The sequence below is a fragment of the Streptomyces sp. CB02058 genome (genome assembly GCF_001905505.1).
GTDB lineage: Bacteria > Actinomycetota > Actinomycetes > Streptomycetales > Streptomycetaceae > Streptomyces.
In genome coordinates this window covers 1,356,821-1,379,823 of sequence record NZ_LIPG01000001.1, presented here as the reverse complement: position 1 = coordinate 1,379,823, position 23,003 = coordinate 1,356,821, and the positions used below count along the sequence as shown (strand labels likewise).

Genomic DNA, 23,003 nt, shown 5'->3' with positions numbered 1-23,003 from the left:
ACCGCCGGGCTCCCCGTCACCGTGACCGTGGTCGACGGCGGCGGCCGGGGCGAGCCCGGACTCGCCGGGACCGGCCGTCCCGGACCCCAGGGTGAACGACCGTGTGTCCTTGATGAGTCCGGTCGGAGCGTCGTCGAGGACGGCGTGCGAGAGCGTGCCGGAGAAGGAGGGGTTCTGCCATGCGGTCAGCGAGCCGCCGAACTCCGCCGACGCGACCGTCTGACGCGCCGGAGCCTGCGTCGCGAGCCGGATCGGCGGAAGACCGGCCCAGCCCTGTCCCCTGCCGGGAACACCGGCGCCGCCCGCACCGGCTCCTTCACCCGCGGGAGCGCCGGGAGCGCGGGGGGCGGGGCCGGGTGTCGTACCGTCCCCGCCCGCTCCGCGCTCCCGGCGCTGGTCACCGGGTCGGCCCCGGCCCTTGAGCCGGTCGAACATGCCCATCACCGCTCCGTTGCAGCACGCGTCACCAACGTGGCGATCTGATCGGCGAATCGCCGCCGCTCACGGTGTTCCAGGTCCAGAATGTCGTCGAGGTTCCAGTGGAAGTGGTAGGCGATGTACGCGATCTCCTCATGGATGCGGTCGGTCGCGTACGTCACGATTCCCCCAGGCGGCTCCCGCCGAGCTCGACCTCGAAGGGCTGCTCGCAGTGCGGGCAGGACACGCCGGCCCTGGTGTGGCCCTCGGCGTTGACCTGGCGGTAGAAGTCCTGGAGGAAGGCGAGGTCGGAGGCGAACATGTTCTCCACCACGCCGTCGTGCATGTGGGCCACGGTGCCCAGCTGGGTGATGACCCGGCCGAGCAGGACCACCGACAGATACGCGGGGTTCTCCTGCACCCGCATGTCCCGCAGCGGGATCAGCTCGTCCCGTGCGGTCGCCAGTCGCATGACGCCCTCGCGGTGCACCGTGCCCATGTCGTCCACGTACCCGCGCGGCAGCTCGAACGCGAACTCGGTCCGCAACTGCTGCCGTACGGGAGGTGCTTCCGCCGGGGCGACGGCCGGGGCCGCCCCGTCCGCGGGAGCGGACGTGGCGGCGGCGGCGTCGGTGGCGGGCCTGGCAGGTCCGCGGCGCATTACTCGGTGACCAGCTCTTCGTAGACGATCGTGACGGTCTCGGTCATCACGGAGGCCTCGCCGGCCGTCGCCGCCGCGCCCATCACCTTGGTGCACCAGGCGTTGCGCAGGTGCTGACGCCGGACCGGGTTGTACTGGTAGTCCATGTAGATGATGCTGGCGTTCTTGCGGGCCGAGCCCATGTCGCCGCGGAGCGAGGCGTTGATCCACTCGGTGAACGCCGTGGACTGCTCCATGCCGCGCGTGACGGTGGTCTCGCCGGCCTTCTTCACGCCGGGCATCTTCTTGGTGATCGGCTGGCCGTTCGCCGAGACCTGCTGGTACTCGATGACGTCCTGCTCCATGCCCACCTCGCCGACGGCGTGGAGGTACTCCACCATGACTCCGTCGATCTGGAGGCCGAAGTTGTGGGTGGTGAGGGCGTCACCCTGGGAGAGACTCATGAGAAGCCGTTCCTTCTACTGAGGCCGGGATCCGGGCCTCGGGCTGGGACCCGAGGCCAGGATCCGCGGCGGTGCGGGAGATCGAGCGGGGCGGGAGGCTGCGGCGTCTACTCCTCCAGCTCGCCGCTGCCACCGGAGAACTGCGCCAGCCGGAAGATCACGAACTCGGCGGGCTTGACCGGGGAGACACCGATCTGGCAGATGACCCGGCCCAGGTCCACCGACTCCGGCGGGTTGGTCTCCGCGTCGCACTTCACGTAGTAGGCGTCCTCCGGCGTGGCGCCGAACAGTGCGCCGCTGCGCCACTCGGTGACCAGGAACGCGGAGATGTTCCGCCTGATCCGGGCCCAGAGCGCCTGGTCGTTGGGCTCGAACACCACCCACTGCGTGCCGTTGAGGATCGACTCCTCCAGGTAGTTGAAGTACCTGCGGACGTTGAGGTAGCGCCAGGCCGGGTCGGAGGAGAGGGTGCGCGCTCCCCAGACGCGGATGCCGCGGCCGGGGAAGGTGCGGATGCAGTTGACGCCGATCGGGTTGAGCAGGTCCTGCTCGCCCCGGGTGATCTGCATCTCCAGGTCGACGGCGCCGCGTACGACCTCGTTGGCGGGGGCCTTGTGCACACCGCGCTCGGAGTCGTTGCGGGCCCAGATGCCGGCGATGTGACCGCTCGGCGGGATCAGGCGGGTCTGGCCGCCGGCCGGGTCGAAGACCTTGATCCACGGGTAGTAGAGCGCGGCGTACTTGGAGTCGTAGTTGGACGTCTCCTGGCGCCACACCCGGATCTGCCGGGCGTTGAGACCGGGCGGCGGGTCGATGATCGCCAGCCGGTCACCCATCAGTTCGCAGTGGGCGATCAGACCGAGCTGGACGGCCTTCACGGCCTCCAGGTCGATCGCGCCGCGCTGGTAGGCGGCCATCAGGTCGGGAACGGCGACCATCGAGATCTCGTCCACCGCTTCGAGGCCGCCGAAGCCCGTACGGTCCGAGGAGTCGCCCAGGTACTCGGCGATGCCGACCGACTCGCCCTCCGCCGCGTCCGGGACCGCGGGGGTCTGCGCGGCGGCCGCGGGCGCCTCCAGCGCGACCGTCTGGTTGTCGGGGCGGGCGAGCTGCGACGCCGCCGCGCCCTCCTGAACCGAGATCAGCTTGGAGCGTTCCTTGACCTGGGTGACCACGTAGTTGCGGGCGCTCTTCTTCGCCGAGACGTCGAAGGTCTCCACGGCCTTGGCGCCGTCCTTCACGACCAGGCGGAAGCGCTCGGCGGGGCCCTCGCCCTCGGCGTCCGTGACCTCGACGCTGAGCGTGCCGCTCTCGCCGGGGGCGACGGCCGAGACCTTGAACGTGCCCAGGGCCGCGGGCTCGCCGGCCGTCAGCTCGGCGGGTGCCGCACCGCCCGCGACGGCCTGCCGGCCGCGCTGCGCGCCTGCCGCGTCGGCGCCGTCACCCGGCGCGCCCGCCACTCCGCCGGGGGCCCCGCCCACGCGGACGACGTAGGCGGCGGAGCCTCCGTTGTTGAAGAAGCCGTACACCGAGTGCGCCAGGAAGTAGCCGTCGGTGAACTCGCCGAAGGACGCGACGTACTGGGTCCAGTTGGTGACCAGCGTCGGCTCGTTCAGCGGGCCGTCGGGCGCCAGCCCGACGAATGCGGCCACCGAGGTGCCGACCCCCTCGATCGGGCGAGAGCCGCTGGCCACCTCTTCCACGTACACGCCCGGCGACAGGTAAGACGGCATGCTCTGCTCTCCTCGGGGTACCGATACAAGACCAGACTCACCCTCGCTCCCCGGCGGCGTACGGGTAAACGTCCTCCGGTGCCTTGTCGAGGGCACCCGTCATGCCCCCAGGGGCAACCGCGGGAGGATTCCCGGGGCTTCTCGCGCCACCAGGGCTCCCGTGCCGCACGGAGGCACCGCACGGCGCGGTGCGGGCGCGGACACGGTCGCGCGCCCCCTGGAGCGGTGCCGCGCGCGAGGGGATGCGAGGGCAGCGGGCGATACCTTTCGGGCACCGGGAGTACCCCGCGGCCTCTGACAGCGCCTCTCCCGTCAGCAGTAGCGTCGTCGGGTGACGACCTGGACATCCCTGGAACCCGCCTCGACCACGGTCGACCCGGGCAGCAGCACCACCGTTCGACTGCGACTGCGCAACACCGGCGATGTCGTCGACGAGTACCGCTTCGAGGCGGTCGGCGACGTCGCACCGTACGTCTCGGTGGAACCTCCGTCCATCAGGCTCTTCCCAGGCACCACCGGGGTCGTGGAGCTGACGTTCGCCCCGCCCAGAACCCCGGACGCGACCGCGGGGCCGCATCCCTACGGTGTGCGCATCCTGCCCACCGAGCACCCCGAGGCCACGACGGTCGCCGAGGGGAACGTCACCTTCACCACCTTCATGGAGGTGCGGGCCGAGCTGGTCCCGCAGACCGTCAAGGGCCGCTTCAGGGGCCGGCCCAAGCTGGCCGTCGACAATCTCGGCAACACGGTGCTCACGGCGTCGATCGGCGGCGGCGACAAGGCCAGCGACGACCTCTCGTACGAGATCGTCCCGTCCAACGTCCAGATCCAGCCCGGCCGCGCGGCCTTCGTCGACGCGACGCTCAAGCCCCGGCAGATCACCTGGGCGGGCAGCAAGCAGGAGCGGCCCTACGAACTGTCCGTGCGGCGCTCGGGGTTCGAGCCCCTCGCGGTGAACGGGACGTACGTCCAGCGCAGTGTGCTGCCGTTCTGGATGATGACCACGCTGAGTCTGCTGCTCGCTCTCACCATCACCGGCCTCGTGCTCTGGTTCACCTACAAGGCACCCGTCCGCACCCTCGCGCAGCCGAAGATGGAGCAGGCGGCGGCCGCCGAGCTTCCGGAGGAACCGCCGGAGCAGCCGACCCAGAAGCCCACGCAGGAGGCCGCGCCGTCCGAGCAGCCCGAGGCGTCGGGCGGCGGCGGGCAGGAGAAGGAGCCCGAGGAGGAGGAGAAGGTCGAGAAGGGCCCGCTGCCCATCACGTCGGAGGACAAGCCGAACCTCTTCGTGCAGTTCGCACAGGTACGGCTGGTCACGGGGGCGGGCGGCTGCAAGCTGACCGCCACGCACACGGTGGGCAAGCTGGACGACGCGACCCGGAAGGCCGTGAAGTGCTTCCAGGAGTCCCAGGACTCGAAGTACGGCGCCTTCAGCCAGCTGGTGAAGAACGACGGGGCCGGAAACATCGGCCGCTCCACGATGACGGCGCTCCTCGCGTCGCACTTCGCCGCCGTGAAGACGGTGGAGCTGAAGCCGGACGAGTTCAGCCCGGAGGTCCTGTGGGCGCGCAACGCGCTGCTCTGGGGCACGCAGGCCGAGATCGACGACGGGGACATGGACCTGGCGGTCTACGCCACGAAGGCCAACATCGACTATCTGCGCAAGGGCATACAGCCCAAGGAGAAGCCTTCCCAGGGCCTCTTCGACAGGATCAAGGAGTACCAGCGGCTGTTCCAGGCCGAGGAGACCGGCGTCCTGGACGAGCTGACGCTCAACAAGCTGAAGCTGGGCTGGATCAACGGCCAGGACCAGCCGGGCACGGTGATCGCGAAGGGCTGGCTCCCGGCGCCGATGGAGTAGGGCGGCCGGCCCGCGGGCCCGTGGTCCACCACTCTGGTGGACCACGGGCCCGCGGCGCGTCCGGCTACCAGGACGCGTCGTCCAGGACCAGCCGGCCCGCCTTGCGGTACTCGCGCCGGGCGCCCGCCAGCAGGTCCGCCGTCGACACGCCGTCGCCGCGGCCGGCCGCCGCGTACGCGGCCGTGACGACCGCGCTGCGGATCGACCCGCCCGCCAGCTCGAAGTCCGCCGCGCAGGACACCGGGTCGATGCCGTCGGCGCACGGGACGTGGGCGAGGCTGTGCCGCCACAGCGCCAGGCGCTGTTCCTCGTCGGGGAACGGGAAGTCGACCACCAGGTCCAGCCGGCGTGTGAAGGCCTCGTCGATGTTCGCGCGCAGATTGGTGGTCAGCAGCGCGATGCCGTCGAACGACTCCAGACGCTGGAGGAGATAGGCGCTCTCCATGTTCGCGTGACGGTCGTTGGAGCTGCTGACCTCGGAACGCTTGCCGAAGACGGCGTCCGCCTCGTCGAAGAGGAGGACCGCGTCCGTGCGGTCGGCCTCGGTGAAGATGCGCTCCAGGTTCTTCTCCGTCTCGCCGACGTACTTGTCCACGATCGACGGCAGCTGCACGACGTAGAGATCGAGGCCGAGTTCACCCGCCACCACCTCGGCGGAGAGCGTCTTCCCCGTGCCGGAGTCGCCCGCGAACAGCGCCACCACGCCCCGGCCCCGTCCGCCGCCCGCGCTCAGCCGCCAGTCGCCGAGCACCCGGTCGCGGTGCTGGGCGCGCAGGACCAGCTCCCGCAGCTGCCCGAGCGGCCTCTCGGGCAGGACGAGGTCGTTCCAGCCGACGTCGGGCCGGATGCGGCGGGCGTGCCGTTCGAGGCCCGAAGCGGACTGCTGCCGGGCGGCGCGGCGCAGGTGCGCGGCCGACAGCTCCGTACCCTCGAACGCGGCGAGTTCCAGGGCCGCGCGGGACGCACGGTCGATGCCGCCGGGTCCGAGCCGGTAGGCGGCGACGACCGGAGCCAGATCGAAGTCCGGCTCCCCGGGGCCGAGCGCGTCCCGCCAGGCGTCGAGATCGCCGGCCCGCTGCCGGGGCGCGTCCAGGACGACCGGGTCGCGCCCCCGGTCGCACCACTGCGGGTCGTAGGGGCGCGGGTCCGTGAACAGCACCGGGACGTCGTTCACCGCGAGCGCCCTGATCAGTTCCTCGGGCCTCTCGGGCAGCGGGCTCACCACGATCGCGCGGCCCGTCAGCCGCGCCTCGCGGAGCAGTTCCCGGCACGGGAGGCGCGGCCCGGTCGTGCGGTCGTCCGGCGCCTGGTCCTCGGAGCGGTGGGGCCCCGGCCGTTCCCCGGGAACGAGGTGGAGGGCCGGGATGCCGGCCGCGCCCAGGGCGGCGGTGGCGAGGGCGAGCCCGTCGCCCTCCCTGTGCTCCCGCAGGTAGACGGTGAGGGGGCGCTCCGAGAGCTGGTCGGCCAGCCTGCCCGCGAGCGGCCCGGCCCCGGCGCCCTCCCGATCCACGTCCGCCTCCACGGGCCGGTACGGCAGCAGGCGTACGGTCCCGTCGAGCGCGGGGTCCGGGGTGTCGTCGCCGAGCAGATGGGCGACGACCCGGTCGGGGACGCGCAAGGAGCGGCTGAGGAAGGGGCGTTCGGGGTCCTCCACCTCGATCAGCCCGCGTGCGAGCAGCCGCGCGGCCGGATGGAAGCGGGACCGTCCCGCGGCGGAGTGCGCGGGCACCCCGCACAGGTCGAGCGCGAGGGCGACGGTCGCCCTGCGGCGGGTGACGTCGTCGTTGAGGTAGCCGTACAGCGACTCGAACGTACGGTCGAGGTCGGGGGCCAGTGCGACGAGCAGGATCTGGGTGTCGAGCGGGCCGAGGCGCAGCCAGTGGGCGAGCCAGTGGAGGCGGTCGCCGTCGGGCGGCTCGGGGGCCGATGACTCCTCCGGCTCGTCCGCGCCTTCCGCCTCGGGCGTCGCGGACCCGTCGGGCTCCTCCGCGCCGGGCGGATACTCCGCGCTCTCCGTGCTCCGGAACAGCAGATGACGTACCGCGTCGTCCGTCAGATACATCCCGCGCATCGGATCGTCCGCCGTCGGGTCGGTGGCGCTGCGCTCCTCGACGAGGAACGCGACGCGCTCCCGCAGCCCGGCGAGCCGTTCGAGCAGGGGCGAGGTGGAGTCGCTCATGCCCGCCGCTCCGTGAGCGTGCCCGTCGCGCCGTGCCTCTTCGCGAAGTCCTCCTTGGCGGCCTCGACGCTGTCCTGCCTGTGGTGGCGCTCGGGGCTGTCGTCGGGCGGGCCGTCCGTCCCGCGCACCTGGACACCGAGTCCTTCCGTGACGGGCGGGCCGACCTGGTAGTCGGGGGACGCCAGGAAGGGCGCGGTGATCACCACGTCGAGCGAGGGCTTGAGTTCACCGCCGAGCGCGGACCAGATGTCGGCGAGCGAGCGGGCCTCGGTGTGCAGCCCCGCCACGGTCAGCGGGACGGAGAGGCCGAGCCCGGCGAGTGTGCCGGTCAGGTCCTCCGGCGGAAGAATCTCCTTGGGCAGGAGCGTGTGGAGCACGGCGGAGAGCATGCGGTGTTCGTCCTGCGGGCGCTTGGTCCAGGCCGTCACGAGATACGAGAGCCGGAACCAGCGTGGCGGCTGGTGCTGCCTGAGGACGATCCCCTGCTCGTCGCGGACCGACATCTTGCCGCGCGTACGCCGCTTGGTGTCCTCGCGGATGTCGTAGAGATACGCGTCGATGGTCGGGGCGTTGCGCCGGGCCGCCCAGTCGCGTGTCGGGGCGTCGAAGGTGACCTCGACGTCGGATCCGGCGAAGGCGCCGCGGACGAGCAGCCCTCTCAGGATGTCGTCCACCTCGTGGATCACGGTCGTGCCTGCCCTTCACCGTCGCTGCCCGTCACGGGACGCTCGTCGCCGAACGCACCGTGCCGGGAGGACCTGTTCCGTATCGGTCTTCATGGACCCGCCCGTGACGGACCGGTCTGCCGGGCCCGTCCCTCGGGGACACCCGCCCGTCGGGGACACCGGCCCGTCACCGCGCCGGTCCCGGCCGTGCGTGGCCCGGCCGTCGCCGTCGCAGCCGGACATGGCCGCTCGGCACGGAGTGCCCCCAGCCCATCGTCGCCGTGCGGGCACCGGCCCCGCGAGGCACCCGGGGGACGAGCGCGGGGCATCCTCGCTGCCCCCGTGTCGTCCAACTCCTGTCCGCGGGGCCCTTGAAACAGCGCACGGGCCGTCAGATGTAGCCTTCGCGTAAGGCATAGGCCACGGCATGGGCACGGTTGCGGAGCTGCAGCCGGGTCGTCAGTCCGTGCATCACGTTCTTGACCGTGCGTTCGGAGTACGACAGTTTGCTGGCAATCTCCCCGGTATCCATTCCCTCGGCCACCAGCCGGAGCACGTCGACCTCGCGTGGTGCCAGACCGGACACCGTGGCGCCCGACACGCTGGTCGTGCCGCGCTGCAACGTGCCGACCTGGGCGATCAGCCGCCCCAGCAGGTCCGACGGCAGATCACCGTCGCCCCGGGAGGCCGCGAGCACCGCTCGGAGGAGACGGTGGCCGGTGGCCTCGCGCCGCCAGACGATCGCGCCGACGCCGTACTCGATCACCTGGAGCAGTTCCGCCTCGCGGATCAGGCTCGTGACCAGGACGGCCTTGGTGCCGTCCGCGCGGGTCAGCCGCCTCAGCCGCGACAGCGTGGGCTCGTCGAGGGCCTCGGCGAGCAGGACCGCGACCGTGCCCGGCCGGCCCGCGCCCTCCTCGATCAGCTCCACCTCGGAGTGCCTGCGCAGCTGGCTGACCGCTCCGTCCATGGACAGCGGGTCCGACGCGTGGACCTCCACGGGGATTCTGACCGGGGCTCGAACAACCATGCCTGTACGTCCTCGTGTCTTGCCTCAACGGAACCACCCGTTCGTACTCCTCCCATCCTTCCTGCGCCGGCAGGCCCCCACCAACGTGGCCGACCACGAGACCGACCACGAGATCGGCGGCACGTCCCGATGACCGCGTTATCGAGTCAGCCCCCTTCCTGCCTCCCCTTCCCCGCCCCGCCGCCGGACCTGGACCCCGCCTCCGCCGGGCTGCTCGAACGCGAGCCGGCGCTCGCCCTGCTGGCGGCCGAGGCGGCACGGGCCGTGGACGGATCGGGACGGCTCGTGCTGCTCCGCGCTCCGACCGGCACGGGCCGCAGCGCGCTGCTGGAGGCCGCCGCGGGACTGGGTGCCGGGCTGGGCCTGCGGGTCCTGCGGGCCCACGCCTCCGCCGAGAGCTCCGGAGTCCCCCTCGCCCTCGTACGACAGCTTCTCGGCCCACCGCACGGGCCCGGCGCTCTCCACGACGACGCCCCGGAGGGCACGGACCACCTCGCCCTCGCGTCCCGCTTGTGGCAGTCCCTGTGCGAACGCGCCGCCGCTTCGCCCCTGCTGGTCGCCGTGGACGACGCGCACCTCGCCGACCGGGCCTCCCTGCGCTGGCTCGCGGAGGGTGCCAGGCGGCTCACCGGCATGCCCGTCCTGATGGTGGTGACCGAGCGCGGGCAGTACGACATCGCCCCGGCGGCACCGGGCCTCGCGTACTCCCTGCCACCCGGTGTGGTCCGGATGCACGCGGTGGCACCGCTGAGCCGTCCCGCCGCCGAGGCGATGGTGCGCGGGACCCTCGGCCAGGGCACCTGCGAGTCCTGGGTGGACGGCTGTGTACGGGCCGGCGCCGGCAACCCCCTGCTGCTGCGCGCCCTGCTCGACGATCTGCGGGCGGTCTTCCCGCACGGCGGCCGGGCCGTGGTGGCGGACGGCGGCGGCCCGGAGCCAGGACTTCCCGAGAACGTCGCCGAGCTGTATCCGGGTGCCTTCGTGGCAGCGGTCTCGTGGTGGCTGCGGAGCGCGGGCCCCGGCAGCACCACCGTGGCCCGCGCGCTCGCCGAACTGGAGGTCTCGGCACGCGACGAGAGCGGGTCCCACGGCGGCCCGGGGGTGCCCGGCACCCGCCCGGGACCCGTGGCGCACGGCGTCCACGGTCCGGGCCATGAACCCGGCGACGACTTCGCCGACTTCCTCTCCGAGCTCACCCGTACCGACCCCGACCGCGTGAGCGGCTGGATCACCGCGATGGTCCGGCTCGGACTGCTGCGCCGCGCCCCCGGCACCGGCGTCCCGCGCTTCGCGCACCCGCTGCTGCGCGGAGCGGTCCTCGACGGCCTGCCCCGTTCGCACCGGCAGGCCCTGCACCTGCGCGCGGCGGAGCTGCGCCAGCGCCGGGGCCACGGGGTCGAGGCGGTGGCCGGGCATCTGCTGCGTACCGCCCCCGGGGGTACGGAGAGTGCCGCCCAGGCCCTCCTGGACGCGGCGGCCGACGCGTCCAGGGCGGGCAGGGCGAGTGCCGCCGCGCGCTATCTGCGCCGCGCTCTGGACGAACCGATGCCACCCGGGCGCCGGGCGGCGGTCCTCACGGAGCTGGGCGAACTGGAGTTCGCCACCCTGCGGACCGGGGGGATACCCCGCCTGGCCGAGGCCCTGCGCCTCCAGGAGGAGCCCCGGGACCGGGTGCTGGCCGCCGTCCACCTGGGCAACGCCCTGGCCAACCGGGGCAAGCCGCACGCCGCCCTCGACGTCATGCGCGAACTGGGCCCGCTGGACGGGGAGCCCGCCCTCGCCCGCACCATCCAGACGGCGTCGGCCTTCTTCTCGGACCACGACCAGGAGAGCCGGCGGGTCGTCTACACCCGGCTGCGGGAGCGCGCCGAGCGGTCCCCGGAGTGGATCAGCCCGGCCCTGCGCGCCCTGCTGATCCGCTACGAGTCGACGGCCGGGCTGCTGTCCGCCGAGACGGCCATGCGGCAGATCCGCTGGCTGCTGACCGCCCCCGAGGACCCCTTGCTGGTGCCCTATCTCCTGGGTACGGCCGCGGCCGTGGCGCAGTGGGCCGATGCGCCGGAGGACGCCGAACGCATCATCAGGACGGGGCTCGCCGAGCACTGGGTGTCGCCGCTGCACCCCGTCCACCGGTCGCTGCTCAACACCCGGCTGGACACCGCCGCCGCGGCCGGCCGTCACGGGTGGGTGCTGGAGGAGACCGCCCAGTGGTCACGGACTCCGGGAGACCCGTCCCCCACCGGCGCGAGCAACTTCCTGGCCCACCGCGTCCTCGCACTGGTCGGGTGCGGCCGCTCCGCCGAGGCCGAACGGCTCGTCGCCGGTGTCGACGTCGGCCGGACGGAGGACGGCTGGGAGCAGAATCGCTTCCTCTACGCACGCGGTGTCCTGCGTGCGTCCGTCGGCGATCCGGCGGGCGCCCTGGCCGACTTCCGGGAGTGCGGCCGGCGTCAGGCAGGCCGCGACGTGGAGAGCCCCGTCGTCACACCGTGGCGTTCGGCCGCCGCCGAGTGCCACCTCCTCCTGGGAGAGACACCGGAGGCCCTGGCCCTCGCCGAGGAGGAGAGCCGGTACGCCGATGTGTGGGGCACGCCCCGGGTCCGCGGCCGTGCCCTGCGCGTCCTCGGCTCGGCCACCGGCGGCCGGCGCGGTCTCGAACTCACCTCCGAGGCGGTCGGGTTGCTGCGTGGCGCGTCGCTCGACGTCGAGCTGATCCCCGCGCTGATCACTCACGGGCTCCAGCTCACGGCCGCCGGACAGTCCCGCAGGGCCCGCCTGCTGCTCAGGGAGGCCGCGACGGCAGCCGAACGGACGGGCGCTGTCCTGCTGTCGGCCCGCGCGGAGCAGGCACTGCGTGCCGGCGGCGCCCGCCGGAGGAACGCCCCCTTCACGGGCCGCGACTCACTGACCGCCAGTGAGCGCCGCATCGCCGCGCTGGCCGCCGACGGACGGACGAACGCCGAGATCTCCGAACTGCTGCATCTGGCACGGCGTACCGTGGAGACCCATCTGACGAGCACCTACCGCAAACTCGGCATACGACGGCGGGTGGACCTCCCGGCCGCGCTGAACGGCGGCGCGGAGGAGCGCACATGACCGGCGGTGCGGGCGGGCACGCCCGGGCGTGCCGGCAGCACGGGCCCGGAGGGCAGGCAGCCGGCCGAGGGCGGCCCCTGCGAGGGCCGTTGCCCTCGCGGCCCGCCCGCTCACCCGCGCGGCCCGGCATCCTGCCCTCGCGGCCCTCCCGCCTCCCGCGCGGGACGGGTGACGATTCCTGATCAGGCTTTGAGTGGCGAGGAGTACCGTGCGCGCGTACAGAGCACAGGCCGAGCAGGTCCGTGGCCCGGAGAGCGGCCACCGCGCGAAGGCGCCTGCCACGTTCGCCCAGCGTGTCAGGGCTCTCCAGCGTTCGGCGGGCAACGCGGTCGTGGCCCGAGCCGTCGAGGAGGAACGGCACGAGCACGGCGCCGGGTGCGGCCACGAGACCGCCGAGCCGCCGGCCGCCGACGCCTCCGTACAGCAGTCGTCCGTGGTCGACGCCGTCCGCTCCCCGGGCCGTCCGCTGGACTCCCGTGTCATGGAGAGGGCGGAGCAGGGCTACGGCATGTCCTTCCGCCATGTGCGTGTCCACAGCGATCCGGTCGCGCAGCGCTCGGCGGCGGCACTCGGCGCCCGCGCCTACACCACGGGCCACGACATCGTCGTCGGCCCCCAGGGCGCGGACGACGAGACGATGTTCCACGAGCTCGACCATGTCCGCCAGCAGTCCCTGGGCCCCGTCGCGGGGACGGACAACGGGTCGGGCGTGGCGGTCTCCCACCAGGACGACCCCTTCGAGCGCCATGCCAGCGCGAACGGCCGGAGGATGGCCCAGGGGTCCATGCCGGACCTGACGGGACCCGGGTCCGGCGCGTCCACCGGCACGCCCGCCGAGGCGCACGAGGGCGGCGGGATCACGGTGGCCCGGATGATGTCCGGCGGGGGCCGGAGGATGCACAAGAAGGACCGCGGCCAGATGTTCGAGATCACCGGCCCCCAGGGCCCGATCGTCGGCAGGTACATCAGGTCCTCGTCGAGGGGTACGGAGATCTTCGCCACCACCACCCAGGGGCGCATCGAGGTGTACCCGGAACAAATCCTGGGCCCCCGGGCCACAGTGGGCGGCATCCACCCGCAGGGCCGGACCCGCCCGCCCGAGGAGAATCTGCAGGACCGGAACCAGATCTACCTGTCCGAGGCCGACCTGTCCGCGGCACGCGCGCGGCTGCGACGGGACCCGGGGGCGGCGAGCACGATGGCCGCCACCACCTTCGAGGAACAGCCCGACTACGAGGGGTACGAGAACAACCGCGAGGACCTGCGGAGACTCGGCGTACCCGTCCTCAACAACGTCGACCTCAGCCGTCCCGAGGCCGCCGACCGCCTCAGCGGCGTCGGCCCGAACGCCAACCTGCACTTCCAGATGCCGCGCGTGCCGCGGGGAACTCCCGGCTATTCCACCCGGGAGCTCGTCAGGGACACCGGACGGCTGCCCGGTCGCGCCGGCCGTGACGACGTGACGGTGAGCGTCACCACGCCTCATCCATCCCAGTACCCGAGGCCGGGGACGCACAACGGCTTCTACGGCATGGAGAACAGGAAGGGCGTGCCGGAGGGCATGAGGATCACCGGGGAGCACTCGGACGACGACGCCGATCTCGAGGACTACGGCTACGGTCACCGCCAGTCCACCAGGGACGTGGGCGCCGCCGTGGCCGATCGCCGGAAGACCTATCGGATGGAGCCGGACCGGCGCAGCAACAGCCCGGACGAGGACGAGGACCGTTCGTACCGCAGCCGGAGCAAGAGCAGGAGCCGCGCGAGCCAGGCTCCCCAGGCCCCCAGCCGCCGGCGCAGGTCGAGCCGGCCGCCGGTGAGCACGATCGGCCGCCCCCAGGTCGCCGCCCCCGTCAACTACGCGGCGGCGGACGACGAGGAGGAGATCTTCGGCAGCCAGCAGCCCGAGGAGAGCATCGGTCACCGGCACCGCCGGAGCAGGCGCGCCCCCAGCTACGTCATGGAGCCCGCGCCCGAACCCGAGCCGGAGCGCCGGCACAGGAGCCGCAGCCGCCGCCCCGAACCGAGCTTCGCACCCGAACCCGAGCCGGAGCGCCGGCACAGGAGCCGCAGCCGCCGCCCCGAACCGAGCTTCGCACCCGAGCCCGAGCGTGAGCGCAGCCGCAGCCGCAGCCGCCGCAGGTCGACCCGGCCCCCCGCGGGCATGTCCAGCAGCCGTCCCATCGAGATCGGCGACGACTTCTCGTACGGGGCCGGGCCCATCGACGCCGAGCCGCGGCGTGAACGCGGACGCAGCAGCCGGCCCTCGTCCTCGCGGACGCCGTTCATCACGGACAGCGGGCGCAACACCTTCGTCCCCAGCAGCTACGCCGAGCCGGAGTGGGACGAGGACTTCCCCGGCGACGTCAACCCCTTCGCGCCCCGGGAGCGTGGCCGTCGCCGGTGACGTGCGGACCCTGCCTGGTCACGCGTGGGCGGCCGAAGCCGGTTGCGTCGGCTTCGGCCGCCTCTCGCGTACGACGGCCGTCTCTCGTCCCGTCAGTTCAGGCGCCGGCGCAGCCACCAGGTGCAGAAGCCGGTGAGCAGCCCGGCCAGGGCCAGGAAGACGCCCGTCTCGATCCACTGGAAGGTCCAGTAGCGGTCGGCCGGGTGGTGGGCGACCTCCACATGGAGGTCGGACTTCGCGAAGCACTCCACCGGGTCGATGTCGCGTCGCGCGCAGCCCTCGGCCCCCCTGACCTCCCTGCCGGACGAATCGAGCACCGGGCCGCTGCCGGACACCACCCAGGCACCGGGCCTGGCCACGCCGACGACCACCTGCGCGGCGTCGCCTTCGCCGGACATGGAGATGTTCGTCGCCTCCCAGCGGGACCCGGAAGCGGCGGCGCCGTTCCCGTCCTCGCCCGGACCTCCGCCGCGCAGACCGAGCGCGGCGAGCGCGATCTCGGCGCGCACTGGCGCCATGAAGTGCGGGCGTACGACGAAGGGCATGAGGACCTGGACCGCGACGAAGACGGCGAGGGTGGCCGCCATGGCCGGCACGGTCCTGCGGATCAGGAGTCCGGCGCAGACCCCGACGGTGAAGGCGAAGGCCGCGTAGGCGAGCGGGACGATGCCCCGGCCGTCGAAGACCACCGGGGTGAACCGGTCGCTGTTGATCTCGTCGAGCGGCGACGCCCACCAGGTCACCATGAGGCTGAGCAGGGCGGTGACGGCCACGGCCGCCAGCCCGACGGCGGTGAGCTTGACGCCGAGCCAGTGGGTGCGGGTGATGCTCTGGTTCCAGATCAGCCGGTGGGTGCCGGTCTCCATTTCGCGCGCGATCAGGGGCGCGCCCCAGAAGACGCCCATGAGGCCCGGTACGGCGATCAGGAGGCCGGTGACGAACGAGGACAGGGTGGCGTAGCGGGTGACGAACGCGTTCCGCGCCGCCCCGCAGTCGCTGCCGCACACGGCGACCGTGCTGTCGTAGGTGTCCCGGAGCTGGAAGCCGGTGATCACCAGGGTGGCGGTCACGGCGACGAGTGCGGCCAGGGCCACCAGGGTCTGGACGCGGTACTGGCGCCAGGTGAGCCAGATCATCGCTGTGCCTCCAGGACGGTGCGGCCGGCGGGGCCGGACGTGCCCTCCGCCATGTAGGTGAGGACGAGGTCCTCCAGGCCGAGAGGTTCCAGGACCCAGGCCGGGTCGTGGACCGGGGCGGGGGCCCGGACGACGAAGGTGCTCTGCCGTTCGGTGTGGGTGGCCTGGAGGACGGTCATCCCCTCCGGCAGGCTGCCGGTCTCGCGCCGTGCGGTGGTGAGCCGGAAGTGGGTGGAGAGGAGCTCGTCCACGTCCCCGGCTATCTGGACCCGGGAGGCGACGAGCGAGATCAGGTGGTCGCAGACCCGCTCCAGGTCGGAGACCAGATGCGAGGACAGGATGACGGTGGTGCCGTGCTCGGCCACGTACTCCATGAGTCCTTGGAGGAACTCGCGCCGGGCCAGGGGGTCGAGGGCCGCGACGGGCTCGTCGAGGATGAGCAGTTCGGGACGCTTGGCGACGGCGAGGGTGAGCGCGACCTGGGCGCGCTGGCCGCCGGAGAGCCTGCCGACGCGCTGCGCGGGGTCCAGGCCGAGGCTCCTGACGCGCTCGTCCGCCAGCGACGCGTCCCAGCCGGGGTTCAGCCGCCGCCCCAGGCTCAGGTGGTCGGCGACGGACAGCCCGGCGTACGTCGGCGTGTCCTGGGCGACGAACCCGACCTTGGCGAGCTGCGCGGGGCCGGAGGCGGGGCGCCCGCCGAGGACCTCGACGGTGCCCGAGGTGGGGGTGATCAGGCCGCAGGCCAGCTGTAACAGGGTGGATTTTCCGGCCCCGTTGGGCCCGACGAGGCCCACGACGCGGCCGGACGGCACGCTGATGGTGCAGTCCGAGAGGGCCTGGCGGCGGCCGTACCGCTTGCTCAGGCCCTTCGCTTCCAGAATGGCTGTCATCGCTCCTCTTCGGTGGGTGTGCGGAATGTGCTCAGGAACAGGGCCTCGATGCTCTCCTCGTCCAGCCCCGCGGTCCGCGCCCGCTCCAGCCAGCCCCGCAACTCGCGTCGCAGCGGCTCGTGTTCGGACAGCGAGGCGTCGCTGAGGGTGCTGGACACGAAGGTGCCGACGCCGGGCTTCTTGGCGACCAGGCCCTCGTACTCCAGCTCCCGGTAGGCCTTGAGCACGGTGTTGGGATTGATCGCGACCTTGGCGGCGACGTCCTTGACCGTGGGCAGACGGTCCCCCTCGAAGAGCAGCCCCAGGCGCATGGCCTGACGCACTTGGTGGACCAGTTGCAGGTACGGCGCGACGCCGGACCGGGCATCGAGGTGAAACTCGATCACCGTCTCCTCTATTCATCTAGGTTCCTAGCACTATAGGACTCTAGCGACCCTCCGGGTGTCAACGCCTGCCGGGGAAAAGGCGGTTCTCCGACACCTGCCATGGGGTGCCCCGCGCAGGGAAGGCGGGCAGACATGAACATCACGGTTTTCACGCGTGGACGGCGATGGGCCGCACTGCTGGCGGCCGCGCCCCTCGTCGCGGCGTGCGGCGGGCAGGCCGACCCCGGCGCACCGGCCGGCGGGGCGCCGCCGGTGCTGCGCCCGGGTGCGCACCTGGTGATCACGACCGGCGACGGCGTGCGTCTGCGGCCGGCCGACGGCGACCGGGCGGTCACGGAGGCGCGGATCGGCAGCGGCTGGTCCCATCGCGACGGGCTCTGGGTCCTCGACCTGTCCTGCCCGCGCCACGAGGGTCACGAGGACGGCCGGTGCCCCCGCATGCCCGCGGTCGGCGTTCCGGCCGGGGTCTCGGTCTCGGTCACCGCCAGGAACGCGGGCATCGACGCGACGGGCATCGCGGCGGGGCTGGACCTGACCACGGTCGACGGGGACGTGACGGTCACCCGGTCCGGCGAGGACGACGCCACCGTCCGCCTGGTGACCCGCAACGGCTCGGTGCGCACCGGCGCTCTGCGCGCGGCGGGCGTGCACGCCGAGACCGAGAACGGGGACGTGACGCTCGGCAGCGCCACCTCACCGGCGCGGGTCACCGCGTCCACGACCAACGGCTCGGTGCGGGTGTCGCTTCCCCACGGCGCGCCCGCCTACGCCGTCGCAGCCACCACACGGAACGGCCGGGCCTCCGTCGCCGTCCCCGCCGCCACGCGGGAGAACGGCCACGAGATGCGTCTGAGCACCGTCAACGGCGACGTCACCGCCGTGCGGGACTGAGACCTCTCAGGGGTGCGCCCCCGGCCCCCCGGTGTACGGGGCGAGGCGGGTGGGCGACAGGGCGGTGTCCTCCTCGCCCGGCTCCAGCAGGGTGGCGGCGGCGCCCACGATGAGCGGGTCCGGTGTGCCGACCGCCTCGGCGCTCTTGGCCGTGTAGTCGACCCGGGCGAGCAGGCTGCGCATGGCTTCGAGGCGGGCCCGGCGCTTGTCGTTGCTCTTCACGACGGTCCACGGTGCGTGCTCGGTGTCGGTGGCGCGGAACATGTCGATCTTCGCCGTCGTATAGGCGTCCCAGCGGTCGAGGGAGTCGATGTCGGTGGGCGAGAGCTTCCACTGGCGTACGGGGTCGACCTGGCGGATGGCGAAACGTGTGCGCTGCTCGGCCCGGGAGACGGAGAACCAGAACTTCACGACGATGACGCCGTCGTCGACGAGCATCCGCTCGAAGGCGGGGCACTGCCGGAGGAAGAGCTCGTACTCGGGCTGGGTGCAGAAGCCCATGACCCGTTCGACGCCGGCCCGGTTGTACCAGGAGCGGTCGAAGAAGACGATCTCGCCCGGCGCGGGGAGGTGGGCCACGTAACGCTGGAAGTACCACTGGCCCCGCTCGCGGTCCGTGGGCTTGTCGAGGGCCACGATCCGCGCGCCACGGGGGTTGAGCCGCTCGGTGAAGCGCTGGATGGTGCCGCCCTTGCCCGCGGCGTCACGCCCCTCGCACACCACGACGACGCGCGCCCCGGTGTCCTTGGTCCACCGCTGCAGCTTGAGCAGCTCGATCTGCAGGATGCGCTTGATCCGCTCGTACTCCTTGCGGCGGATCTTGCGGTCGTACGGGTAGTTCTCCCGCCAGGTCCTGATCGGCCGGCCCGCCTCGTCGAGCAGGATCGGCTGCTCCGGCCTGCTGGTGTCGACGGTCAGGCCGTCCAGCAGCTGCTTCTCCGCCTCGTCGCGCTCCATCAGGCCCAGCGTGGCACCCGTTCGGGTTCCCCGCCACCAGATGGCGGGGAACCCTCGGTGGACGGCGCGTTCTACTTCATCTTCTCCGCGAAGAGCGGGACGACCTTCTCCAGCGCGTAGGAGGTCGACAGGATCGAGTCGGTGGCGAACGCCGTGCTGATGTTCTTGTCGTCGAAGACCAGGGAGTGGCCGGCCTTCACCGACGGGACCGCCTTGTAGAGCGGGTCGTCGCTGATGTCGCTCGCCGGGATGCCGATGGGCGCCATGACCGTCAGGTCGGCGTCGAGGAGGTCGAGCTTCTCCTTGGAGACGGAGATCGAGAAGCCCTCGCCGGCCTCGGCCTCGACGGCCGGGTTGTTCTCGAAGCCCAGGCGTTCGACGAAGTCGACGCGTCCCGTGCCGGAGACGTAGGCGCCGTATCCCTCGGAGGTGCGCGAGCCGAGCGTGATCGTGCTGCCCTTGAACTCGGGGTGCGCCTTCACGGCGTCCGCGAACTTCGCCTCGGTGTCGGCGATCAGCTTCTCGCCCTTCTCCGGCACGCCCATGGCGGCGGCGACCACCTCGGTCTGCTTCTCCCAGGAGAGCTTGTACTGGTCGCTCCCCTCGGGCACGCCGACCGTGGGGGCGATCTTGCTGAGGGTGTCGTAACGCGTCCGGTCGCCGCTGGACTTGGTGTCCAGGATGAGGTCCGGCTGGAGGGCCGCGATCTTCTCGAACTCGGGCTCCAGCGTGCCGATCAGCTGCGGGCTCTTGTCGTACCTGCCCTTGGCCCAGGGCCCGACGCCCTCGCCGCCGAAGGCCAGCCAGTCGCTCGCGCCGACGGGCTGACCGCCGAGCGCCAGCACCGTCTCCGCGTCGCCCCAGCCGAGCGCGACGATGCGCTTCGGGGCCTTGTCGACGGTGATCTCGCCGAACTTCGTCGCGACCTTCGCGGGGAAGGCGCCCGTGGCCGCCTTGCCGGAGGAGGCGGCGGAGCCGGAGGTGTCGTCGGAGGAGCCGCAGGCGGCCAGGCCGACGAGGAGGGCCGCGACGGCACCGGCCATCAGGACCGGGGTGCGGCGCGCACGGCGGAGGCGGGGAGCGGAATCGTTCATGTCGTTTAGGCTAGCCTAACCTAAATAACGGTCAGGACGCGGGTCGGCCCACCCCGTCCCGCACATGGTGGCGCCCCAGGGGCACCACCATCGGCGTGCCCGACGCGGGGTCCTCCATCACCGAGCAGCGCATGGCGAAGACCTCGCCGACGAGCTCCTCCGTCACGATGTCGGCCGGCCTCCCCTCCGCGACGATCCGCCCGTCCTTCATGGCGATCATGTGGTCCGCGTAACGGCAGGCGAGATTCAGATCGTGCAGCACGGCGACCATGGTGACGCCGTGCTCGTGGTTCAGATCGGTGAGCAGGTCCAGGACGTCCAGCTGGTGGCTGGCGTCCAGGAAGGTCGTGGGCTCGTCCAGGAGGAGGATGTCCGTACGCTGCGAGAGCGCCATGGCGATCCACACCCGCTGGCGCTGCCCGCCGGAGAGTTCGTCCACCGGGCGCTCGGCGAGTTCCAGGGTGCCGGTCGAGAGCAGCGCCTGGGCGACCGCCTCGTCGTCCTCGGGGCCCCAGCGGCGGAACCAGCCCTGATGCGGGTAACGGCCGCGCCCCACGAGGTCGGAGACGGTGATGCCCTCCGGTGCGGACGGGCTCTGCGGGAGGATGCCGAGCACGGCGGCGACCTCCTTCGTCGGCATCTCCTGGACGCTCCGCCCGTCCAGCAGCACCGCGCCCCCCGACGGTACGAGCAGCCGCGCCATCGCCCTCAGCAGGGTGGACTTGCCGCAGGCGTTCGGGCCCACGATGACGGTGATCCGCCCCGGGGGGACGTCCACGCTCAGACCGGAGACGATCTCGCGGTCGCCGTAGCCGAGGCGGACGTCCTGGGCTCGAAGGGTGTGCTCGGCCACGGCGTGGTCACGCCTTTCCTCGTAGTGCGTTCCGGAGTTCGGCGTGTCCGCCCCCGCCTCAGCCACCACTGCCTCCACGGTTGGCGCGGGCCAGGAGCAGCAGCAGGTAGGGGGCGCCGATGAGGCTGGTCACCACACCCACCGGAAGCTGCACCGACGGCAGCAGGTGCTGGGCACCGAAGTCGGCGACCAGGACGATCAGGGCGCCGGTCAGCGCGGCGTGCGGGAGCGCCGCGCCCTGGCCCGGTACCAGCCGGCGGGCGATGGGACCGGCCACGAACGCCACGAAGTTGACCGGTCCCGCAGCCGCGGTCGCGACGCCCGCGAGAGCGGTCGCACAGCCCAGCAGGGCCAGCCGGCCGGGCTCGACACGGGTGCCGAGACCGGCCGCCGCGTCGTCCCCCAGCTGGAGCGGGCCCAGCGTGCGGGCGGCGAGAACGGTGAGCGGCACGAGCACGGCGAGGGCGGTCAGCAGCGGCCACACCTGCCCCCAGGAGCGGCCGTTGAGGGTCCCCGTCAGCCAGAGGAACGCCTCCTGCGCGTCCGCGGTGTCGGAGCGGGCCATGACGTACCAGACCACGCTGCTCAGCCCGGTGCCGAAACCCACGCCGATCAGGACGAGGCGCTGGCCCACGACGCCCTGGCGCCAGGCGAGGAGGTAGATGGCCGCACCGGCGGCCACCGAGCCGATCAGGGCGCTCCCGGACAGGGCGAGTCCGCTGACCTGGAAGAGCAGCGAGGCGGTGACGGCGACGGCGCTCGCCCCGGCGCTGATGCCGATGACGTCCGGGCTGGCCAGCGGGTTGCGCAGCACGCACTGGAAGACGGCTCCGGAGAGCCCGAAGCCGATACCGACCAGGACCGCGAGCAGGGCCCGGGGCAGCCGCAGCTCCAGGACGACGAACCGCGAACCGCCGTCGCCGCCCCCGAACAGGGTCTCCACGACCTTGCCGAGCGGCATCACCATGTCGCCGTGGCTGAGCGAGAGCGCGAACATCGCGCCGACGCACACCAGCAGGGCGAGCGCCACGAGCACGGAGCGCCGGCGTCCTCGGCTCCGCACCCGGGCGACGGTGCGCACGGCGTCCGCGAGACGGGCGTCTGGTGCCTCCCGCAGGGCGGTCCCGGTCACAGCTCCACCTGCTTCCTGCGGCGGACGAGCCAGATGAAGGGGACACAGCCGATCGCGGCGGTGACCACGCCCACCTGGACCTCGCCGGGCGGGGCGACGACCCGGCCCACGATGTCGGCGACGAGGAGCATGACGGGGGCGAGCACCATGCTGTACGGGAGCACCCAGCGGTAGTCGGGGCCGGTGATCAGCCGGGCCGCGTGCGGCACCGCGAGACCGACGAACCCGCCACCACGGTCGCCGCGCCGCACAGCAGCACCACGGCGAGCGCCGAGACCAGCCGGGCGACGCCCACCCGCTGACCGAGGCCGCGGGCCAGGTCGTCACCGAGTGACAGGGCGTTGAGCTGCGGGCCCAGCAGCAGCGCGAGCAGCACGCCGGCCGCGACGAACGGGGAGACCTGCCACAGCACCTCGGAGTCCCGGGCGGTGAGCGCGCCGAGCTGCCAGAAGCGGAAGCGGTCGTAGCTGTCACGGTCCTGGAGCAGCACCGCGCTGGTCACGGAGGTGAGCACGGCGCTCGTCGCCGCCCCGGCCAGTGCGAGTTTCACCGGGGTGGCGCCCTCCCGGCCCAGCGAGCCGACGCCGTACACGAGGAGGGCGGCGAGCAGCGCGCCGAGGAAGCCGAACCAGATGTACTGCGTGGCGAGGGTGAATCCGAAGAAGCTGATCGAGCACACCACGGCGACCGAGGCGCCCGCGTTGATGCCCAGCAGCTGCGGATCGGCGAGCGGATTGCGGGCGACGCCCTGCATCACCGTGCCCGCGAGACCCAGCGCCGCACCGGCCAGCAGCCCGGCCACAGTACGGGGGACACGGACCTCCTGGACGATCAGCTGGCCCTTCACGTCGAGGTCCGGGTCGAACACCCCGTCCAGTACGTCGCGGAAGGAGACGTCCCCCGAGCCGACGGCGAGGCTCGCCAGCACGGTCAGCAGGAGGAGGGCCACGGCCCCGAGCAGCCCCAGGGCCAGGGCGGGGCGGCTGCGTGTGCGGCGGCGCCCGGGGGTCCCGGCCTCACGTTCCTGTACGCCCTGGAGGACCGGGCCGCTCACAGCCCGTGCACCCGGGGCTGCGGCATGCGGTTGCGCACTGGTTCCTCGCCCTTGTTCCACGCCCCCGGGACGGGGAACACCCGCGAGCTTAAGTAAGGTGAGCCTAACAGTGCCAGGT

General features: G+C 72.6%; 18 protein-coding genes and 1 pseudogene. 4 read left to right on the top strand and 15 right to left on the bottom strand.

The annotated features are described in order from the left end of the window. Positions 1–440: 440 nt before the first annotated feature. The 4 genes from AMK10_RS37625 to AMK10_RS06320 all read right to left on the bottom strand — a co-directional run bounded on the left by AMK10_RS37625 (position 441) and on the right by AMK10_RS06320 (position 3,254). Positions 441–599: a DUF6760 family protein gene (locus AMK10_RS37625; protein ID WP_198959632.1), complete on the bottom strand. Its 159-nt coding sequence runs from the start codon at positions 597–599 to the stop codon at positions 441–443. Then, a complete protein-coding gene (locus AMK10_RS06330; protein ID WP_073745593.1) occupies positions 596–1,078 on the bottom strand; it encodes a hypothetical protein in 483 nt (160 codons plus the stop codon). Before AMK10_RS06330 ends, AMK10_RS37625 begins: the two co-directional genes overlap by 4 nt. Beyond that, positions 1,078–1,521, bottom strand: a complete 444-nt coding sequence (locus AMK10_RS06325; protein WP_033298593.1) for a phage tail protein — start codon at positions 1,519–1,521, stop codon at positions 1,078–1,080. The genes AMK10_RS06330 and AMK10_RS06325 overlap by 1 nt, the downstream gene beginning before the upstream one ends. Before the next feature lie 107 nt (positions 1,522–1,628). Next, on the bottom strand, positions 1,629–3,254 hold the full coding sequence (locus AMK10_RS06320; protein WP_073745591.1) for a phage tail sheath family protein: 1,626 nt from the start codon (positions 3,252–3,254) through the stop codon (positions 1,629–1,631). Positions 3,255–3,585: 331 nt separating this feature from the next. On the opposite strand from AMK10_RS06320, the gene AMK10_RS06315 reads away from it, so the two are divergent. Further along, on the top strand, positions 3,586–5,115 hold the full coding sequence (locus AMK10_RS06315) for a COG1470 family protein (protein WP_073745589.1): 1,530 nt from the start codon (positions 3,586–3,588) through the stop codon (positions 5,113–5,115). A gap of 64 nt (positions 5,116–5,179) precedes the next feature. On the opposite strand, the gene AMK10_RS06310 is transcribed toward AMK10_RS06315, so the two are convergent. The 3 genes from AMK10_RS06310 to AMK10_RS06300 all read right to left on the bottom strand — a co-directional run bounded on the left by AMK10_RS06310 (position 5,180) and on the right by AMK10_RS06300 (position 8,989). Continuing rightward, positions 5,180–7,294 (bottom strand): ATP-binding protein, encoded by a 2,115-nt coding sequence (locus tag AMK10_RS06310; protein ID WP_073745587.1) that lies wholly within the window; start codon positions 7,292–7,294, stop codon positions 5,180–5,182. Continuing rightward, the gene (locus tag AMK10_RS06305; RefSeq protein ID WP_073745585.1) at positions 7,291–7,980 is read right to left on the bottom strand and encodes a DUF4255 domain-containing protein; all 690 of its coding nucleotides are present in this window, start codon (positions 7,978–7,980) and stop codon (positions 7,291–7,293) included. Before AMK10_RS06305 ends, AMK10_RS06310 begins: the two co-directional genes overlap by 4 nt. Positions 7,981–8,350: 370 nt before the next feature. Continuing rightward, positions 8,351–8,989, bottom strand: a complete 639-nt coding sequence (locus AMK10_RS06300) for a helix-turn-helix transcriptional regulator (protein ID WP_073745583.1) — start codon at positions 8,987–8,989, stop codon at positions 8,351–8,353. Positions 8,990–9,118: 129 nt separating this feature from the next. Here AMK10_RS06300 and AMK10_RS06295 point away from each other — a divergent pair, with 129 nt between their 5' ends. Both AMK10_RS06295 and AMK10_RS06290 read left to right on the top strand, forming a co-directional pair. Next, positions 9,119–12,085 (top strand): LuxR C-terminal-related transcriptional regulator, encoded by a 2,967-nt coding sequence (locus AMK10_RS06295; protein ID WP_079180621.1) that lies wholly within the window; start codon positions 9,119–9,121, stop codon positions 12,083–12,085. Positions 12,086–12,293: 208 nt separating this feature from the next. Beyond that, a complete protein-coding gene (locus AMK10_RS06290) occupies positions 12,294–14,492 on the top strand; it encodes an eCIS core domain-containing protein (protein ID WP_073745581.1) in 2,199 nt (732 codons plus the stop codon). Between the two features lie 92 nt (positions 14,493–14,584). Here the strand turns inward: AMK10_RS06290 and AMK10_RS06285 are convergent, their stop codons facing one another. Genes AMK10_RS06285 through AMK10_RS06275 form a run of 3 tightly spaced genes read right to left on the bottom strand, consistent with a single transcriptional unit; the run spans position 14,585 to position 16,904 of the window. Then, a complete protein-coding gene (locus AMK10_RS06285) occupies positions 14,585–15,628 on the bottom strand; it encodes an ABC transporter permease (protein ID WP_073745579.1) in 1,044 nt (347 codons plus the stop codon). Further along, positions 15,625–16,518, bottom strand: coding sequence for an ABC transporter ATP-binding protein (locus tag AMK10_RS06280; RefSeq protein WP_073745577.1), 894 nt, complete (start codon positions 16,516–16,518; stop codon positions 15,625–15,627). Before AMK10_RS06280 ends, AMK10_RS06285 begins: the two co-directional genes overlap by 4 nt. Beyond that, on the bottom strand, positions 16,515–16,904 hold the full coding sequence (locus AMK10_RS06275; RefSeq protein ID WP_073745574.1) for a GntR family transcriptional regulator: 390 nt from the start codon (positions 16,902–16,904) through the stop codon (positions 16,515–16,517). The genes AMK10_RS06280 and AMK10_RS06275 overlap by 4 nt, the downstream gene beginning before the upstream one ends. 132 nt (positions 16,905–17,036) lie before the next feature. On the opposite strand from AMK10_RS06275, the gene AMK10_RS06270 reads away from it, so the two are divergent. Beyond that, positions 17,037–17,795, top strand: a complete 759-nt coding sequence (locus tag AMK10_RS06270; RefSeq protein ID WP_073745572.1) for a DUF4097 family beta strand repeat-containing protein — start codon at positions 17,037–17,039, stop codon at positions 17,793–17,795. 6 nt (positions 17,796–17,801) lie between these two features. Here the strand turns inward: AMK10_RS06270 and ppk2 are convergent, their stop codons facing one another. From ppk2 to AMK10_RS06245, 5 genes and pseudogenes are all read right to left on the bottom strand, one after another. Further along, entirely contained in the window at positions 17,802–18,752 is a 951-nt protein-coding gene (gene ppk2 / locus AMK10_RS06265) for a polyphosphate kinase 2 (RefSeq protein WP_198959631.1), read from the bottom strand. Positions 18,753–18,823: 71 nt separating this feature from the next. Beyond that, the gene (locus AMK10_RS06260; RefSeq protein WP_073745568.1) at positions 18,824–19,846 is read right to left on the bottom strand and encodes an iron-siderophore ABC transporter substrate-binding protein; all 1,023 of its coding nucleotides are present in this window, start codon (positions 19,844–19,846) and stop codon (positions 18,824–18,826) included. A gap of 31 nt (positions 19,847–19,877) precedes the next feature. After that, the gene (locus tag AMK10_RS06255; RefSeq protein ID WP_073746089.1) at positions 19,878–20,699 is read right to left on the bottom strand and encodes an ABC transporter ATP-binding protein; all 822 of its coding nucleotides are present in this window, start codon (positions 20,697–20,699) and stop codon (positions 19,878–19,880) included. 58 nt (positions 20,700–20,757) lie between these two features. Beyond that, entirely contained in the window at positions 20,758–21,831 is a 1,074-nt protein-coding gene (locus AMK10_RS06250; protein ID WP_073745566.1) for a FecCD family ABC transporter permease, read from the bottom strand. Then, positions 21,828–22,885 (bottom strand): annotated as a pseudogene (locus AMK10_RS06245) (FecCD family ABC transporter permease). The gene AMK10_RS06250 and the pseudogene AMK10_RS06245 overlap by 4 nt, the downstream one beginning before the upstream one ends. Positions 22,886–23,003: the final 118 nt, after the last annotated feature.